We start from the raw sequence: 14,045 nt of genomic DNA on the forward strand, positions 1-14,045 counted from the left end.
CTAATTAATAGTAGATAATATCGACAGAAAATTGTGGGATTCATTTACATTATACCAGATTGCTGGATGGCTTGATTCAGTGATGCGGAAATGTTAAGATATTCTGACCATTGCCAAAGATAGTCTAAGTCGAGGCGTTCTCGTTGTATTTTCAGCACACCTAATATATCTCGCCATTGTTTCTGGGATTCGTTTTGGGCAATTCTCATCCAGACCAGCTTTTGTAATATGGTATCTTCTGGAGTGCAAAGATAAAAGGCTTGTTCTGGGTTTTCTTCCGGGACATAGAGTTGACGGCGGTTCATTTGGGAACGAGAAAAATCATCGCTTCGGGAGATGAAAATATCGGCTTTTTCGAGAGATTCAAAATTGATTAAGTTCAAGTAACTGCTGACACCTAATATGGCATCTTTTACCGCGACATCACTGACATAAAAATCCGAGCTGAATGTTTCGATGAAAACTTCGACTTGAGATAATTCGAGATAAATAACCAAGTCAATATCTTGGGTGAATCTGGCTTCACCTTGTAGGGAACTGGCGACGGAACCGCCGATATAGTAGGGGATATTTAAGAGATTGAGTTTGTCGATAATTTTATAGGCGATCGCGATGGGATCTTCTATCATCAATGGCTCCCTTTCATCAAACAGGTTATTATCACTATAAGTAGCAAACAGTTCCCCCCAGCGTCTGCGGACGTACAGTTGTTTGAATGTCAAATTGTCGCCATTGGGGGATTGTTGGTGAATTCCCCAGCAGACCAATTTTAGACCCCGTTGGATGATCCGTTTGAGAAATGCCAGTTTTTGACTGGCGCTGAGTTGACACGACCGCCCAAATTGCATCAATTCCGCATCGATGCTGGTATCTTCTGATTGGGTTTTGTAATGGGTTAAATTTAGGTGCGATCGCATTAATGATACCCGATAATCTTATCTCTACTGTCTCTGGATTGCTCATCCGATTCTCTCTTATATCCCCCACTTCTCGACCCATTCATATTGGTGAGTTAAGCTGAGTGGGATGCTTCCCTCTGCTTCTATGGCTGGTTTATCCGCCTCTAAATTGATGCACTTTTGGCAACGTTATCGGCTTGGGAATTATCGCCACAGTCTTGAATAGCGATCGCAGTTATCCGCGATCGCCGTTGATTTTAATCTTTAACCGAGCCGAGTTTTTCCACATCTTCCACGGACAAGGACAAAGCCTCAGCTACTTGCTGTATACTTAAACCCCTTGACAGCAGTTTAGGAACGGCTTCTCGTTGGCTTTGTTCGGCGCGATCGGCTCGTTGGCGTTCGAGTTTAGCGAGTTCGCTACCAGTGAGCAATAAATTACCCTGGTTATCCCACCACCGTAACCATTGCTGGGTCTGATTTTGATAGCTACCTTCCCACACGCCTAACTCGACTCCCATAGTGGCGATCGGGTAACGTCCGCGATCGTTGGCTTCCCAGCGATCATAGCGACCACCCACCCAGCGATAAACCTCTAACTCATGGGTTTGAATCAGATAAATGACATAATAGGGAATGCGAATAATCTGCTCATAAGCCCAAAATTTTCCAGGTCTTTGGTTAACGCCTTCTGGCGATCGAGAGAGGGGGGTTTTGTCTCGTTGTTCCGAACCATCACCGCTGGTTAATTCAATGGCAATAAAGGGAGCGGCATACTCCCGCCATAATACATAAGAACGGCGATATTGACCATCTAATTGCGGTGGCACATTGGGAACATAGAACCAATCTGGGGCTTCGGCACCCCGTTCCGGCGGGTCAGTTTCCCGCCAATAAATGCCGGAATTTTGACCGATCGCATATTGTCCATTGGGGTGGAGGGTTTGCAATGTACTTTCCAGAGAATCGGTCAATAAAATACTCTGGGGATGTTTGAAAAAGTTTTGTGTAAAGGTACCGTCGGATTCAGGTAATTGGGTATGATCGGGAAAAGCCGGCGGTACTATTGTCGGGTCTGGGCTTTGAGTCATGTCGATCCGTTGGTGAAAGGAGAGAAACTGAGAAAGTTCATTTCATTATAGCAATTTCAGCTAAGGGTAGCTAAGTCCTCTTTTTATTCGGACTCCGATTGTTGGTTGGATATGTCTCCAGAAATTTGATTTTCCTTTATTAAACTAAGTGCGATCGATGCCTCCGTTTCCCGTGGCTTTATTGCTGACTGGGAATCCTTACCCTTGGGCAGTTTAATCGGATTGGGAATAGTTGCTAAAGTCAGGGCGCGAGGGGTACTTGTCAGAGCCTTCAAGTCTTGTAAAAAACTCCGCTTATACTGCCTTTTCATTCTTTCTCAAGTTCAGCTAGGGCGGCTTCCAAGTCCAAGGAAGTTTCATTTTTGACTTCCATCATGGCTTGATAAAGTCCCTCTTGTTCAATAACTTCTAGCAGTCGCTGATAATCACTGAAATCCAAGATGACTTTACGAATTTGACCAGAAACATCTGTAATCAATTCTTGGACAAATGGATATTGTTCTGCTTGCATATTCTCTTTCTCAATTCACTTTATCCGCAAATTTTACTGATAAAAATAACACAAACTTAGGCAGCAGGTTTTCCCGGGAAGACTCTTCACGGTAATTCCGGCATCCTCAAGCGTTATTCCCGTCCCCGCCAGGGATACTCACCGTGCTGACAGCCTTTTCTCAAATTATAATCAGTTTATCCCAAATACAGAGGGGCGATCTATGCTTCATACCGAGTACGGGCGAATTGCTATTGGCTCCTACAAGAAACCCGGTTTCTGAAAGCAGAGACTTTATCCAGTTATGCTTCGCCCTTTATGAGATTAATCTAAAAACCACTCTAAAGCGGTCTGAAATATGATGAAAGACAAGTGCATTGATGAGTTAATTGATATTCTGGAAACTACTACCGATGAGCGGACCCGCAGACGAGCGGCAGAAAACTTAGGTCAAATCGGTAAAGGTAAGAAAAGCGCAATTTTAACCCCAATTCCTCCCAAATCACCAACCCCAAATTACTATCCTTCCGCAACTACCGCAGCAGAATCGCCTCCCACACCTCATCCCCCGGCGCAAATACTCCCAACTCCAATAACGATTCGTTTCCTGTTCCACCTTCGACACCTCCTTAACAGCAAGCCCCAAACTCATCAGCATAAAGGGCTGTGATTAGCTCAAGAATCGCTGGCTTTTAGGGATGGGAATGTCAAATTGATAAAGATCCCAATCAGCAACCGTCGCTCAGTAGCCTATGGTGGGGGGGACTTCTGACGATTTTTGTAAGTATCTTCTTGGGTTGGGTGGTGAGTCAATTCGTTTACCGATGGTTCACCAACCCAGAAAGAACCCAGAGAAGAGGGGGAGAGGGGACGTAATCTTTAATCGGATATCTGGGTAAGTAAATCGCCGCGAACCCATCCCTGGCGATCGCTTTCGGGAAGCACAACCTTATACCAAATATAACCATCCTCAGAATTATCAATGCGATCGACCACCTCCACCACCGTCCCCTCCGATAACCTAGCAATACTTCCAGTGTTGAGAGTAGCCAGTCGGCGAACATTTACCCGATTACTCCTAATTCTAGCCTTGGCTCGCGGGTAAAAATCAGCACCCCGAAACTCACCATCAGGAAAATTGCGCCTCACCTCTGGCGGCGTTTCCCCCTCAAAGCCAGGATTCCCCACTATCGGCTCAAACAGAGCATCCCCATTAGCCTTCAAATCCTTTTCAGCATCAGGCCTGAACGCTAAACCAATAGCGATCGCACCTACTGCCAGTATAATAGCACCCAGGACAACGAGCCTAATTTTGGGTTTAACCTTCCTCATGGGATCAATAACTGTTAACCACAGTAACTGGTCAATTATCCGGTTCTTCTGATCTTCATGATCGCTATGATATGAGATCCTAGGACTCTAATCTATAATGTAATTTCCGAAATGCCTGAGAATCCAACCCGCAACGAATTAGAAGTTCGTGCCAAAAAAGTCGAAGAATTGCGTAGTCAGGGTATTGAACCCTATCCTAGCGTAGCTTTTGAGCGATCGCACCTCGCCCAAGAAATTCACGATCACTTTTCCCAACCACAACACCAACTCGCCAACGGAGAAGCCGACCCCCAAGCACTTCCCCTGCGAGTCTGTGGTCGCATCACCTTCAAACGTGATAGCGGTAGTATTGGCTTTATTGGCTTAACCGACGCATCAGCAACCATTCAACTCAAAATCGAGAAAAAACTCGTCACAGGCGACCCCGGTTTAACATTCAACCAAATTAAAAAACTTCTCGATATTGGCGACTTTATCGGAGTCGAGGGTATTGGCTGCCGCACCAACCGGGGGGAACTCTCCATTCAAGTGTCCCGCCTTGACGTGATCTCCAAAGCTACCATACCCTTCCCCGACTCCTACTATGGCATCAATGACCCCGAACTCTGTCGCCGCCACCGGGAAATAGACCTAGTTAGTAATCCCACATCCCTACAGCGGTTTAAACTCCGTAGCCGCATTATCCGCAGCATTCGCACCTATCTATGGAATGCCGGATTTGATGAAATTGAAACCCCCGTCCTCCAGACTATTTATGGCGGCGCGGCGGCGCGACCCTTTATCACCCATCACAATGCCCTAGATATTGATTTATACTTGCGTATTGCTACCGAATTGTTCTTAAAACGTGCCGTTTGTGGCGGTATGGAAAAGGTTTTCGAGATTGGTCGTGTCTTTCGTAACGAGGGAATTGATAGCACCCATAACCCAGAATTTACCTCCATTGAAGTCTATCAAGCCTATGCTGACTATTTCCAAATTATGGCCTTAGTTGAAGACTTAATCTGTGCCGTGGCTACAACGGGCGCAGTTACCCCGTTTCAAATCAAAGCATGGTCGGCAGGCTTTGAGTTATCCTGCCAACGTTAAGTTTGCAGGAGACTATCTCAAAGTACCGGGGAAAATTGGATTACTCTAACCGACCAATACCTTTTCCCCAGTTTTTTGAAATGGAGAGACGGATGAGACGGGTCAGATTTGAGTAAGTTGTAGCATTCATCGGCAGTTGTTTGTACAGCTTCCGGTAAAGCATGGTAACATTGCCAAAATCGTCGAGTGGTATAGTGCATCAGAGTTCTCGGCAATGTCCAGATACAAACTCCGCGATCGCCTCTTGAGCGAGGGCTTCTAAACGACCCTCGGCAATATCCTGTTCTATCTGTTCATCCCACCGTTGATAATCCAAATCAAAGAACCATTGTTTTAGTTTTTCAAACTCATGGGATGGCAGGGAGAGAATTGCTTGTTCAATTTCTTTTAGGTTGGACACAGTTTTACCTCTGTCGTTGTTGTAGAAATTATAGCTGGGCTGGCAAGGCATCAGAGTAAACGAGATGCTCTAAAATCGAGAGTTATAGAAACCAATATTCTCAAATCTCCCCTAACCAGGTTTCGATCGCAGATATCAGATTCGGTTGATTGGGGGGAAAGCCTTTTAAGGGCGCTTCTAGGGGTTCGGAGGTGAGGAAGGCGATTTTACCATGTCGTGCTTTGCTATTAAGATCTGAAAAGATTCTCAAAATAATTGTTATTATTCCATTGATAAATACTAAAATCCTTAACATCTAATGATAAAATTCGTCCAGTTTTATATTCTTCTGCCAACAAAACCAGGGATGCGTCAGCTAAATCCATGGGAACATCGCGATATTTATTCATCAAATATTTGAGTCTAGTAATCTGGTTAGGCTTAATTTCAAAAACTTGGAATAATCCCTCAGATATGGCACTAATAAACGTAACCGAAGCTTGGACTCCGCGACGAGTTTGTAGAAAGTAGCAGGTTTCGGTGACAACACACCATGTGGTAATCAGCGGTTCATGATATTGACTAAACGTTTGTTTAGCGGCTTCATGGTAGTTATCATTTTTGTTGGCTAAGGCAACCCAAAACCCGGTATCAACAATAATCATTGTTCAGTATTAATTTCTTGCATTAATATTGATTCGCAGTTTTCGGCTAGGTCAGGTTCGGCTTCAATACAACCAACAAAGCCAATTTTACTAAAGTTCTCTATATGACTGGTAGAAGTCGTCAAGAGTTTTCGATAATAATAATCAAGAGCAGCTCCTAAAACTTCATCGGAATTTTGTTGAGTTTTTTGTTGAATAAAAGCCAATTTTTGTACTTGTTCGTCAGTTAATTGAGTGGCAATTTTCATTATGTCTCCCTTTTCGTTTATCACCTTATGGAAATTTTAACCTAAAAAACGGTAACTTTCAAATCTCCCCTAACCAAGTTTCGATCGCCGATATCAGATTCGGTTGATTGGGGGGAAAGCCTTTTAACGGCGCTTCTAGGGGTTCTGAGGTGAGAAATGCGATTCTCCTACCCAGACGCTTCCGGAACGCAATTACCCCCGTCAGTTTTTGGCAAAAGGCGATTCTCCTGCCCAGACGCTTCGCGATCGCTTCTGGGGTGGGTTGGGTCGGGGTGGAAATTCGCTACCGAAGAGAATGGCACAGTGGGGGAGGAGGTGGGGCGCGTTTGAGGGTTTTGAGGTGGCGATCGCAGTTCTGCGGGGTCTTCGTCGGGACGAGTGATGTCCCAAATCAGTTCGAGCCAGGGTGAGGGCGATTTCCCGTTCGCGGGTTTCGTTGGCGAGGATGTCGGCGTTGAGGCAATTCTAGGAGTTCGTCCGTGAGGAAGGCTGGGGTGTCGGTTGGTTTATGGCAAAATAGAATATCATTCAAAGTAAGTCAGTACCGTGAGGCTTAGTCAATGATGAGATTTAATGATGTAGTTGAAGCAATAAAAGGTCTTTCTATCGATGAAAAACAAGAAATTTCAATGTTGTTACAGCAATATCTTCGTGAAGAATCTCGTGACAATATTTATAAGAATTTCCAAGTAGCCCAGCAGGAAGAAAAACAAGGAAATCTTAAGTTCTCCAACCAGATTGATAAATTGAAGAAGATGATTGAAGAATAATTATGGAAGTTAGTTTTAGCTCTGCTTTTAAACGGGCTTTTAAAAAGAAAATTAAAGGCAATCAGGATTTAGAAACAAGGTTTTGGCAAAAGTTAGACTTGTTTATCCTCGATCCATTTGACCCTACTTTAAAGACGCACAAACTATCGGGTAAGTTGAAAGATTTATGGAGTTTCAGTGTGGGTTATGATGAGAGAGTGTTATTCTATTTTACAGAGGATGAAAAAGCTGTATTTGTTGATATGGGCAGCCATGATGAGGTGTATTAAGTAGCCAGAAACTGGGTTTCTATCCCAATCTCTGATTTGTAGGTGAAACTGTCGCAGAAAACCGGTTTCTCAAATTTCCTCTAACCAGGTTTCGATCGCAGATATCAGATTCGGTTGATTGGGGGGAAAGCCTTTTAACGGCGCTTCTAGGGGTTCGGAGGTGAGCAAGGCAATGTCTCCTTATATCGTTCCAGGTTGTTGGGCAACTACTGAAGGATATTGCTAATCCGATTAGAATCATTTTTCAGGAATTGAGGTCATGAGCGATCGCCTTAATTATCCAGTGGCATAATAATCGGAATCGTTTGGTTTCTGTGTTTTCGATAGATGGTAAAATCACTATCTAGGGTAATAATTTGGCTATCTTCATACATTTCACTCATCCTCACTAAACAGGCATCGGCTAACGACATAGGGACTGAAACATAGCGTTGCATGAGGCTCTCTATCGCTTCTATTTCTTGGATTAAGGTGAAGGGTATAACCAGATGTCCTTGTTTGATTAATTTTAAGATAGTTGCTTGTCCTTGATGAATTCTTCGGGCCAGAAAACAGGCTTCTGTGATGACGGCTTCATTGGTGATGACGGGGGCGGTAATTTTGGATAATTGGTTAACAGCCCAAGAATGAAATTTATCCTTGGGCAACAGAAAAGCAATTAAAACTCCCGTGTCTACAATGATTTTTGGACTCATTCTTCACCTAATCCTTCTAAATATTGAGGATTGTGGGACAAATCCTCTAAATCACTATCGAGACAGCCCATAAATTCTTTCGCTGCTTCTGCGAATGAAACTTCAGGGGTTTCTATGGTTTGGGGCGCTGTTTTCTGGTGGCTAGATTGGTATTCTAAGAATTCGATGAATTCAAGTAACTTTTGCCATTGTTCAGGGGGCAATTTTTGAATTTTTTGGATGGCTATTTCTAGGGTAAGCATGGTTCGTTATGATTTGCAGTTTTCAGCTAGGTCAGGTTCGAGTTCAATAGTGAGTTGAGTGGCAATTTCTCTTGTTTCCTCTTTTTGTCTATGAAAGGATATTTTAACCTAAAATTTCAGAAACCGGGTTTCTAGCAAAATATCGGGTTTGTAGCAGAAACTCTCGCAGAAACCCGGTTTCTTGGGTGATCAAATCTCCCCTAACCAGGTTTCGATCGCAGATATCAGATTCGGTTGATTGGGGGGAAAGCCTTTTAACGGCGCTTCTAGGGGTTCTGAGGTGAGAAATCGTACTCTCCTACGGAGACGCTTCGCGATCGCTTTTAGGGTGGGTTGGGTCGGGGTGGAAATTCGCCGCCAAAGAGGATGGCTCCGTGGGGGAGGAGGTGGGGCGCGTTTGAGGGTTTTGAGGTGGCAGCGCATTTCAAGCGGGGTGGCGGGTCCGGGGGTAGCCTAACCTTGGCGGTGTAACCTCAATCCACAAGCCAGACTTCTCCCCGGTTAGGACTACTCATAATCTGCCTCTTGCTCATCTAAGGCTAAAAACAGTTCTTCTGCATTGAGGACTAAATCCTCATCGGTCAAAGGGGGAACGTCAAAATTGATAACGCGCTTGAGTATTTCTGCTGCTATCGCCTGTTGTTCTGTAGTCGGCAACTCATCAAAGTTTTTGAGAATTTCTTGAGCTAGGGTATTCATAACAGTTCAGTCCGCTTCGTTACCCAAAATCAGGTTTTAAGGTCAATTCCAATTTTATCCTAAGTTTCAGGGAGAACCCCTATGTACACTCTCCCCTAACCAACTTTCAATGGCAGATATCAGATTCGGTTGATTGGGGGGAAAGCCTTTTAACGGCGCTTCTAGGGGTTCCTCCGTGAGGAAGGCTACAGCAATTACCCCGGTCAGTTTTTGGCAAAAGGCCATGAGTTCTGGGGTGGGTTGGGTCGGGGTGGAAACCGTTTCGCTACCGAAGAGGATGGCACCGTGGGGGAGGAGGTTACGGCGTTTTAGGGTTTTGAGGTGGCGGCGCAGTTCTGCGGGGGTGGCGGGTTCCGGGGGGTCTTCGTCGGGACAGGTGATTTCCCAAATCAGTTCGCTGAGGGTGAGGGCGATTTCCCGTTCGCGGGTTTCGTCAGCGAGGAGGTCGGCGTTGAGGCAATACAGGGGCAGGTGTTGCAGGGATTCCCAGGTGAGGGGAGAGGCGAAAGAGGGTTCGCCGCTATGGGGGGTTTGTTCGGTGACTTCGGGATGGGGGGTGGTGGGGGGATTGTGCCATGCTTGGTAAAATTCGGGATAGGGGAGGTTTTCGGCACAATTCCAGATGACTTTGTAGGATGCCTCGAATCGTTTAAAGTTGTTTTGGTAAACTTCATCGCTGAGGTTGTCTTTTAAAGTGAAGACGACTTCTGCATAGTGTTGGCGTGTGGTGAGGATTTTCTTTAAACTTTCTGCCGCCTGCATACGGGTATCTTCATCCTCAGTCGTGCGGATAACTTGGAGCAACCCAGCGATCGCGTCGGGATTTCCTGGGTCGATTTTCCATAAACTCTCTGCCGCCTCTCTACGGGTATATTCATCCTCAGTATTGCGGATAAGTTCGACCAATCCAGCGATCGCCTCGGGATTTCCTTGTCCGATTTCCCCTAAACTATATACCGCCATACGGGTCAATTCATCCTCAGTATTGCGTATAACTTCGACCAACCCAGCGATCGCCTCGGGATTTCCTGGATCGATTTCCTCTAAACTATATGCCGCATTTCTACGGGTCCATTCATCCTTAGTATTGCGTATAACTTCGACCAATACGGCGATCGCCTCCGGATTTCCTTGTCCGATTTCCCCTAAACTATATACCGCCATACGGGTCAATTCATCCTCAGTATTGCGTATAACTTCGAGCAATATGGCGATCGCATCGGGATTTCCTGGGTCGATTTTCTCTAAACTCTCTACCGCCCACCTACGGGTATGTTCATCCTCAGTATTGCGGATAACTTCGACCAATACGGCTATCGCATCGGGATTTCCTGGGTCGATTTCCCCTAAACTCTGTGCCGCCTCCCTACGGGTATCTTCATCCTCAGTACTGCGGATAACTTCGACCAATACAGCGATCGCATCGGGATTTCCTGGGTCGATTTTCCCTAAAATTTCTGCCGCCAGCAAACGGGTATCTTCATCCTCAGTATTGCGGATAACTTCGACCAATCCAGCGATCGCATCGGGATTTCCTGGGTCGATTTCCTCTAAACTCCATGCCGCCAGCAAACGGGTATATTCATCCTCAGTATTGCGGATAATTTCGACCAATACAGCGATCGCCTCCGGATTTCCTTGTCCGATTTCCCCTAAACTCTCTATAGCCTCCCTACGGGTATCTTCATCCTCAGTATTGCGGATAACTTTGAGCAATCCAGCGATCGCATCGGGATTTCCTTTTCCGATTTCCCCTAAACTCCGTGCCGCCTGCCTACGGGTAAATTCATTCTCAGTATTGCGGATAACTTCGAGCAATCCAGCGATCGCTTGAGGATTTCCTGGGTCGATTTTCCCTAAACTCCATACTGCCCTGCATTGGGTAGAGTCAGACTTAGTAGTTTCGATAAGTTTGACCAAAGCAGCGATCGCTTGAGGGCTTCCTTGTCCGATTTCCCCTAAAATCTCTGCCGCCTGCCTCTGAGTATCTTCATCCTCAGTGGTTTCGATCAGTTTAACCAAAGCAGCGATCGCATCGGCATTTCCTGGGTCGATTGCCCCTAAACTCTCAGCCGCCTGCCTCCGGGTATCTTCTCCTGGGCAATTTTCAATGATTACACTCAGTTCTGGAACAGCCAGCCGTCTAATGGTTTCAGGTATCGTCTTTCTTGCCCCTTCTTCTATCGGATTTAAAAAAGTTCGCCATTCCTGTTTTTCAATATTGAAATAACCAAAACCCCACTTGACTACCTGCCGAACAATCTCAGCCGCCCTAGAACAAGCCTTAAACTCATTAATTCCTGCCGCTGCCAGAAAAAAGGCTTGATATTCATAAAAATCTCTGACCCCATCCTCAAACTCAACCAACCCCCGAATAAACGCTTCCTTCTCCTCATCCCCAATATCCTCACGCCCCAACCACAACAAAATTACCTGCTTCCACTGCGGTTCAAAAATTCTATACCGCTTCCCCTCCACCGGACGATCGCAATGATCCTTCGGCAGAAAATAATCCCAATCCTCCACCGCCAACGCCGCAAAATACTCCTGAAACGTCGCATGATAAAACCCATACACCTTCTCACGGGGATTTTCCGCCGCCACCCCCACCTCATTCAACCAGCCTAACTTTAACGCCAAAGGAAACAACGACCCCTTTGCCTTCGGTTTCCCCAAATGCTCACATACCAACCGATGAGTTAACCGAAATCGACTCGTTTCCCCCTCCAGGGATGCCTTCGCCAACTCTCCCAAAGCCGCATTTAACTGTTCCTTTTCCTCCTCCGTCACCGGAAAAGCCGTTTCCTTCCAGCCATAGACCGACTCCACAAACCCCCCATACAATTCCGCCATCGTTTCCGGTAGCGCATCCTCCACCTTCCAAGTCGCACATAACAAGGTTAACCGCAGGGGATTGCGGCATAAATCCTTAATCCGTTCCTTCCCCGACTCTTGCAATTCTGACCACAAGGATTCCGCCAACTGGACATCCTCACCCGCCGCCACCAACCCCCGAAACCAGCGCCGGATAAACTCCTGCATTTGTTCATCCTGAAACGGTTGGGTGAGATAGGTTTGAAACCCCTGTAACTGGCTGGGGTTCCCTTGCCACAAATTCAAGCGACAGGTGACAATCATCCGCGCATCCGTCACCCAACCTCGGAATTTTAACCCCTGTAGGTCCGTCTGGCTCATCTCATCCAAGCCATCCAACAGTAACCAGACTGCACCCCCCTCAAATTTATTCCCCCAGTCGGCTTTAATTTCCTCTCTGGACTGCCTCAATGCCTCGGTGAGCCATTTTTGCTCTAAATACTCTCCCAGGGGTTGACTGCCCAATTCTGCCAAGGATACCCAAACCACTAAATCATCGGTTGCTTGTAATAACCAAAAGGCTAATTTCTGGAGTAACGTGGTTTTTCCCGCCCCCGGTTCCCCAATAATGGCAAGACGTTTCTCCGTGCGTTGACTAATCACTTCTTCGAGAAACTCTCGGTAAGCAAACCGTTTCTCGACTTCCTCCCGATTGTACAAGTCCGAACCTTTTTCCGGGTCAATCTCTTGGGGGTGTTTTGGGTTCTCACTCCGTTTCGGTTTCACTAGGGCTAAATCGACAAATAAATCCTCATCAATTAAATTGCGATTCCCATAAACCTGACCGATAACCGTATTACTGCTTAACGGTTTCCGGTCCAGTAACATCCGACGGCAAATATCTTGCCATTCATCGATCGCATATTCCACCGGGAACCCAGCAATCTCTTGTCCAATCAGGCGTTTAAGTTGCTCATACCCGGTTTGGGAACTCTCCACAATCAGGATAATACTGCCTTCCTCAACCTTGGTAATGGAGAGGGTTTTATCCTTGAGCAGGTTTTGCAGGGTAGTGGTGATTTCCGTGAGTTGCTGTTGCGCCTGTTGATAGTCGCCTTTGAGTCCTAAAATGCAGCGGTTGAGCGTCGCCGTGAGTTGGGGCGGATGGTTAGGTTCAGGCAGTTCCCCAAAGGACTCTTTCCATTTATCTCGAATAACCTGTAGGTTCTCTTCTCTCTTGGTTTGATGTTTGAGACAGAGCGAAAACTTCCAATATCCTTGATTTTTGGCTGATTCATGCTCCTTCAGAATCCCCAAATCTCGAAGGCAAGCCAAGGCATTTTGAATCAGTTCATCCCTCGCCGCTTCCAAAATCGGTTTCTGGCGATAGGTTTCTAATAAAATCCCTAACTCCTTCTTAGTAATCCCCTTTTCTATCCGCTTAATCTGTCCATTGCGCTGTTTTTGCTCAAGGATGCCAGACACCCTCAACTCGTCCTCTTTCACCCACTCCAGTTCAAACTGTGCCTTGAGTGAGTCTGGGGGAATCGTGATCTCCTTATCATCCCAAGCCAGCAACGCCGCCACGAAGTCCAGACGGTCTTGCAAGTCCTCCGCGCTTTCTCCATACTTGCGGCTTTTTTTGAAAGGCTGACCCGATTTTCCCACCATGACGACCCTCGATAGAAAACTGGTGCTGGTTTGGGGAAACTTGCCCAAACGGGAGGGTTGCCCAAACCAGGTAAAGCCATTGTAGCAAGGATTTCAGGATTTTACCTGTGGATTTGCTTGGGCATTAGCCCAAAAAAACACTGATCTCAAACACACAAAGGAGGTCAGTGATGGCTAATCTACAAGACAAATTCAAACAACGCGCCGCCTTAGAAGACGCATATAGTAATTTCGTGGAACCCTATGTTAATGAGGTGATGGAAATTCAGCTTAATTCCTCCTTAGAGACTCCTCCGGCTCCGGTGATGTCGGCTTGTTTGGGCTGTGTATCGGGATGGTTGCTGCTGACGTTCGTTTATTGTCTGTGGATGCGCCGACGGCCATGAATGTAGCGACGACCTTCCCCACCACTTTCGTTAAATCCTGATTGGGCTATCGGTCGCTGGGGAGACGAACGCACCCGCAACTTCCAGCATAGCCACTCTGGCGCAGAATGGCGGGAAGAAGGTCTAACCACCTCTGGGTTAGCACTTCAGCCACAGAGGACACAGAGGAGGAGAGGGGGAAGAGGTGGGGGCGACCCCTTGTGGTTGTCCTGCCGGGTCGCCCTAGCCTTGGGGTCATCATATCAATGGCTACTTTTTTTCTGCTATTTCATGGGTCCTTTTCACTCAGATGCAAGTTACGCATGA

General features: G+C 46.3%; 21 protein-coding genes and 2 pseudogenes. 7 read left to right on the top strand and 16 right to left on the bottom strand.

The window, feature by feature from the left end; genetic code table 11:
* Positions 1 to 44: 44 nt before the first annotated feature.
* From HFV01_RS08315 to HFV01_RS08330, 4 genes are all read right to left on the bottom strand, one after another.
* Positions 45 to 917: a hypothetical protein gene (locus HFV01_RS08315; RefSeq protein ID WP_006670591.1), complete on the bottom strand. Its 873-nt coding sequence runs from the start codon at positions 915 to 917 to the stop codon at positions 45 to 47.
* A gap of 239 nt (positions 918 to 1,156) precedes the next feature.
* Complete coding sequence (locus HFV01_RS08320) at positions 1,157 to 1,990, bottom strand: Uma2 family endonuclease (protein WP_006624679.1); 834 nt, start codon at positions 1,988 to 1,990, stop codon at positions 1,157 to 1,159.
* An 83-nt stretch (positions 1,991 to 2,073) separates the two neighbouring features.
* Complete coding sequence (locus tag HFV01_RS08325) at positions 2,074 to 2,301, bottom strand: hypothetical protein (RefSeq protein ID WP_006624680.1); 228 nt, start codon at positions 2,299 to 2,301, stop codon at positions 2,074 to 2,076.
* Positions 2,298 to 2,501 carry a RelB antitoxin-like protein gene (locus HFV01_RS08330; RefSeq protein ID WP_006624681.1) on the bottom strand — a complete coding sequence of 68 codons (204 nt, stop codon included), beginning with the start codon at positions 2,499 to 2,501 and terminating at the stop codon, positions 2,298 to 2,300. Before HFV01_RS08330 ends, HFV01_RS08325 begins: the two co-directional genes overlap by 4 nt.
* 337 nt (positions 2,502 to 2,838) lie before the next feature.
* Here HFV01_RS08330 and HFV01_RS08335 point away from each other — a divergent pair, with 337 nt between their 5' ends.
* The gene (locus HFV01_RS08335; RefSeq protein ID WP_046320866.1) at positions 2,839 to 3,150 is read left to right on the top strand and encodes a hypothetical protein; all 312 of its coding nucleotides are present in this window, start codon (positions 2,839 to 2,841) and stop codon (positions 3,148 to 3,150) included.
* 209 nt (positions 3,151 to 3,359) lie between these two features.
* Here the strand turns inward: HFV01_RS08335 and HFV01_RS08340 are convergent, their stop codons facing one another.
* On the bottom strand, positions 3,360 to 3,812 hold the full coding sequence (locus HFV01_RS08340) for an SH3 domain-containing protein (RefSeq protein WP_006624683.1): 453 nt from the start codon (positions 3,810 to 3,812) through the stop codon (positions 3,360 to 3,362).
* A 111-nt stretch (positions 3,813 to 3,923) separates the two neighbouring features.
* On the opposite strand from HFV01_RS08340, the pseudogene HFV01_RS08345 reads away from it, so the two are divergent.
* A pseudogene (locus tag HFV01_RS08345) lies at positions 3,924 to 4,832 on the top strand (amino acid--tRNA ligase-related protein); the annotation flags it as partial.
* A 268-nt stretch (positions 4,833 to 5,100) separates the two neighbouring features.
* Here the strand turns inward: HFV01_RS08345 and HFV01_RS08350 are convergent.
* The 5 genes and pseudogenes from HFV01_RS08350 to HFV01_RS31995 form a co-directional block, all read right to left on the bottom strand.
* A complete protein-coding gene (locus HFV01_RS08350) occupies positions 5,101 to 5,301 on the bottom strand; it encodes a hypothetical protein (RefSeq protein WP_006624686.1) in 201 nt (66 codons plus the stop codon).
* A gap of 100 nt (positions 5,302 to 5,401) precedes the next feature.
* Positions 5,402 to 5,506, bottom strand: a pseudogene (locus tag HFV01_RS08355) (NACHT C-terminal alpha/beta 1 domain-containing protein); the annotation flags it as partial.
* 22 nt (positions 5,507 to 5,528) lie between these two features.
* Entirely contained in the window at positions 5,529 to 5,945 is a 417-nt protein-coding gene (locus tag HFV01_RS08360) for a type II toxin-antitoxin system VapC family toxin (protein WP_008050006.1), read from the bottom strand.
* Positions 5,942 to 6,193, bottom strand: coding sequence for a hypothetical protein (locus HFV01_RS08365; RefSeq protein WP_006624689.1), 252 nt, complete (start codon positions 6,191 to 6,193; stop codon positions 5,942 to 5,944). Before HFV01_RS08365 ends, HFV01_RS08360 begins: the two co-directional genes overlap by 4 nt.
* A 58-nt stretch (positions 6,194 to 6,251) precedes the next feature.
* Entirely contained in the window at positions 6,252 to 6,428 is a 177-nt protein-coding gene (locus HFV01_RS31995; RefSeq protein WP_396442652.1) for an NACHT C-terminal alpha/beta 1 domain-containing protein, read from the bottom strand.
* Here HFV01_RS31995 and HFV01_RS08370 point away from each other — a divergent pair.
* The 3 genes from HFV01_RS08370 (at position 6,343) to HFV01_RS08380 (ending at position 7,232) form a co-directional block, all read left to right on the top strand.
* A complete protein-coding gene (locus tag HFV01_RS08370) occupies positions 6,343 to 6,603 on the top strand; it encodes a hypothetical protein (protein WP_160162569.1) in 261 nt (86 codons plus the stop codon). The two genes, HFV01_RS31995 and HFV01_RS08370, sit on opposite strands and share 86 nt — an antisense overlap.
* 150 nt (positions 6,604 to 6,753) lie before the next feature.
* Entirely contained in the window at positions 6,754 to 6,963 is a 210-nt protein-coding gene (locus tag HFV01_RS08375) for a hypothetical protein (protein ID WP_006624691.1), read from the top strand.
* Positions 6,964 to 6,965: 2 nt separating this feature from the next.
* On the top strand, positions 6,966 to 7,232 hold the full coding sequence (locus HFV01_RS08380; protein WP_006624692.1) for a type II toxin-antitoxin system RelE/ParE family toxin: 267 nt from the start codon (positions 6,966 to 6,968) through the stop codon (positions 7,230 to 7,232).
* 69 nt (positions 7,233 to 7,301) lie between these two features.
* Here HFV01_RS08380 and HFV01_RS32000 read toward each other — a convergent pair whose 3' ends face one another.
* The 4 genes from HFV01_RS32000 to HFV01_RS32005 all read right to left on the bottom strand — a co-directional run bounded on the left by HFV01_RS32000 (position 7,302) and on the right by HFV01_RS32005 (position 8,520).
* Complete coding sequence (locus tag HFV01_RS32000) at positions 7,302 to 7,400, bottom strand: NACHT C-terminal alpha/beta 1 domain-containing protein (protein ID WP_006669964.1); 99 nt, start codon at positions 7,398 to 7,400, stop codon at positions 7,302 to 7,304.
* 104 nt (positions 7,401 to 7,504) lie between these two features.
* Positions 7,505 to 7,927, bottom strand: a complete 423-nt coding sequence (locus HFV01_RS08385) for a type II toxin-antitoxin system VapC family toxin (protein ID WP_006624694.1) — start codon at positions 7,925 to 7,927, stop codon at positions 7,505 to 7,507.
* Positions 7,924 to 8,169: a DUF2281 domain-containing protein gene (locus tag HFV01_RS08390; RefSeq protein ID WP_008050001.1), complete on the bottom strand. Its 246-nt coding sequence runs from the start codon at positions 8,167 to 8,169 to the stop codon at positions 7,924 to 7,926. The genes HFV01_RS08385 and HFV01_RS08390 overlap by 4 nt, the downstream gene beginning before the upstream one ends.
* 189 nt (positions 8,170 to 8,358) lie before the next feature.
* Positions 8,359 to 8,520: an NACHT C-terminal alpha/beta 1 domain-containing protein gene (locus HFV01_RS32005; RefSeq protein WP_438861265.1), complete on the bottom strand. Its 162-nt coding sequence runs from the start codon at positions 8,518 to 8,520 to the stop codon at positions 8,359 to 8,361.
* Here HFV01_RS32005 and HFV01_RS08395 point away from each other — a divergent pair.
* Positions 8,450 to 8,626, top strand: a complete 177-nt coding sequence (locus HFV01_RS08395; protein ID WP_318286220.1) for a hypothetical protein — start codon at positions 8,450 to 8,452, stop codon at positions 8,624 to 8,626. The two genes, HFV01_RS32005 and HFV01_RS08395, sit on opposite strands and share 71 nt — an antisense overlap.
* Before the next feature lie 50 nt (positions 8,627 to 8,676).
* Here HFV01_RS08395 and HFV01_RS08400 read toward each other — a convergent pair whose 3' ends face one another.
* Together HFV01_RS08400 and HFV01_RS08405 are read right to left on the bottom strand one after the other, a co-directional pair.
* Positions 8,677 to 8,868, bottom strand: coding sequence for a hypothetical protein (locus HFV01_RS08400; protein WP_006624696.1), 192 nt, complete (start codon positions 8,866 to 8,868; stop codon positions 8,677 to 8,679).
* Positions 8,869 to 8,934: 66 nt separating this feature from the next.
* The gene (locus HFV01_RS08405) at positions 8,935 to 13,353 is read right to left on the bottom strand and encodes a HEAT repeat domain-containing protein (protein ID WP_193520999.1); all 4,419 of its coding nucleotides are present in this window, start codon (positions 13,351 to 13,353) and stop codon (positions 8,935 to 8,937) included.
* 170 nt (positions 13,354 to 13,523) lie between these two features.
* On the opposite strand from HFV01_RS08405, the gene HFV01_RS08410 reads away from it, so the two are divergent.
* Positions 13,524 to 13,739: a hypothetical protein gene (locus HFV01_RS08410; RefSeq protein WP_006624704.1), complete on the top strand. Its 216-nt coding sequence runs from the start codon at positions 13,524 to 13,526 to the stop codon at positions 13,737 to 13,739.
* Positions 13,740 to 14,045: the final 306 nt, after the last annotated feature.

This window comes from Limnospira fusiformis SAG 85.79 (genome assembly GCF_012516315.1).
GTDB lineage: Bacteria > Cyanobacteriota > Cyanobacteriia > Cyanobacteriales > Microcoleaceae > Limnospira > Limnospira fusiformis.

What these genes read in the sequence shown, in the direction of transcription:
- HFV01_RS08400 (WP_006624696.1), bottom strand. Translation starts at nt 8,868, where the DNA reads ATGAATACCCTAGCTCAAGAAATTCTCAAAAACTTTGATGAGTTGCCG.
- HFV01_RS08325 (WP_006624680.1), bottom strand. Translation starts at nt 2,301, where the DNA reads ATGAAAAGGCAGTATAAGCGGAGTTTTTTACAAGACTTGAAGGCTCTG.
- HFV01_RS08385 (WP_006624694.1), bottom strand. Translation starts at nt 7,927, where the DNA reads ATGAGTCCAAAAATCATTGTAGACACGGGAGTTTTAATTGCTTTTCTG.
- HFV01_RS08315 (WP_006670591.1), bottom strand. Translation starts at nt 917, where the DNA reads ATGCGATCGCACCTAAATTTAACCCATTACAAAACCCAATCAGAAGAT.
- HFV01_RS08405 (WP_193520999.1), bottom strand. Translation starts at nt 13,353, where the DNA reads ATGGTGGGAAAATCGGGTCAGCCTTTCAAAAAAAGCCGCAAGTATGGA.
- HFV01_RS08390 (WP_008050001.1), bottom strand. Translation starts at nt 8,169, where the DNA reads ATGCTTACCCTAGAAATAGCCATCCAAAAAATTCAAAAATTGCCCCCT.
- HFV01_RS08380 (WP_006624692.1), top strand. Translation starts at nt 6,966, where the DNA reads ATGGAAGTTAGTTTTAGCTCTGCTTTTAAACGGGCTTTTAAAAAGAAA.
- HFV01_RS08375 (WP_006624691.1), top strand. Translation starts at nt 6,754, where the DNA reads ATGATGAGATTTAATGATGTAGTTGAAGCAATAAAAGGTCTTTCTATC.
- HFV01_RS08365 (WP_006624689.1), bottom strand. Translation starts at nt 6,193, where the DNA reads ATGAAAATTGCCACTCAATTAACTGACGAACAAGTACAAAAATTGGCT.
- HFV01_RS08320 (WP_006624679.1), bottom strand. Translation starts at nt 1,990, where the DNA reads ATGACTCAAAGCCCAGACCCGACAATAGTACCGCCGGCTTTTCCCGAT.
- HFV01_RS08330 (WP_006624681.1), bottom strand. Translation starts at nt 2,501, where the DNA reads ATGCAAGCAGAACAATATCCATTTGTCCAAGAATTGATTACAGATGTT.
- HFV01_RS08335 (WP_046320866.1), top strand. Translation starts at nt 2,839, where the DNA reads ATGATGAAAGACAAGTGCATTGATGAGTTAATTGATATTCTGGAAACT.
- HFV01_RS08410 (WP_006624704.1), top strand. Translation starts at nt 13,524, where the DNA reads ATGGCTAATCTACAAGACAAATTCAAACAACGCGCCGCCTTAGAAGAC.
- HFV01_RS08340 (WP_006624683.1), bottom strand. Translation starts at nt 3,812, where the DNA reads ATGAGGAAGGTTAAACCCAAAATTAGGCTCGTTGTCCTGGGTGCTATT.
- HFV01_RS08360 (WP_008050006.1), bottom strand. Translation starts at nt 5,945, where the DNA reads ATGATTATTGTTGATACCGGGTTTTGGGTTGCCTTAGCCAACAAAAAT.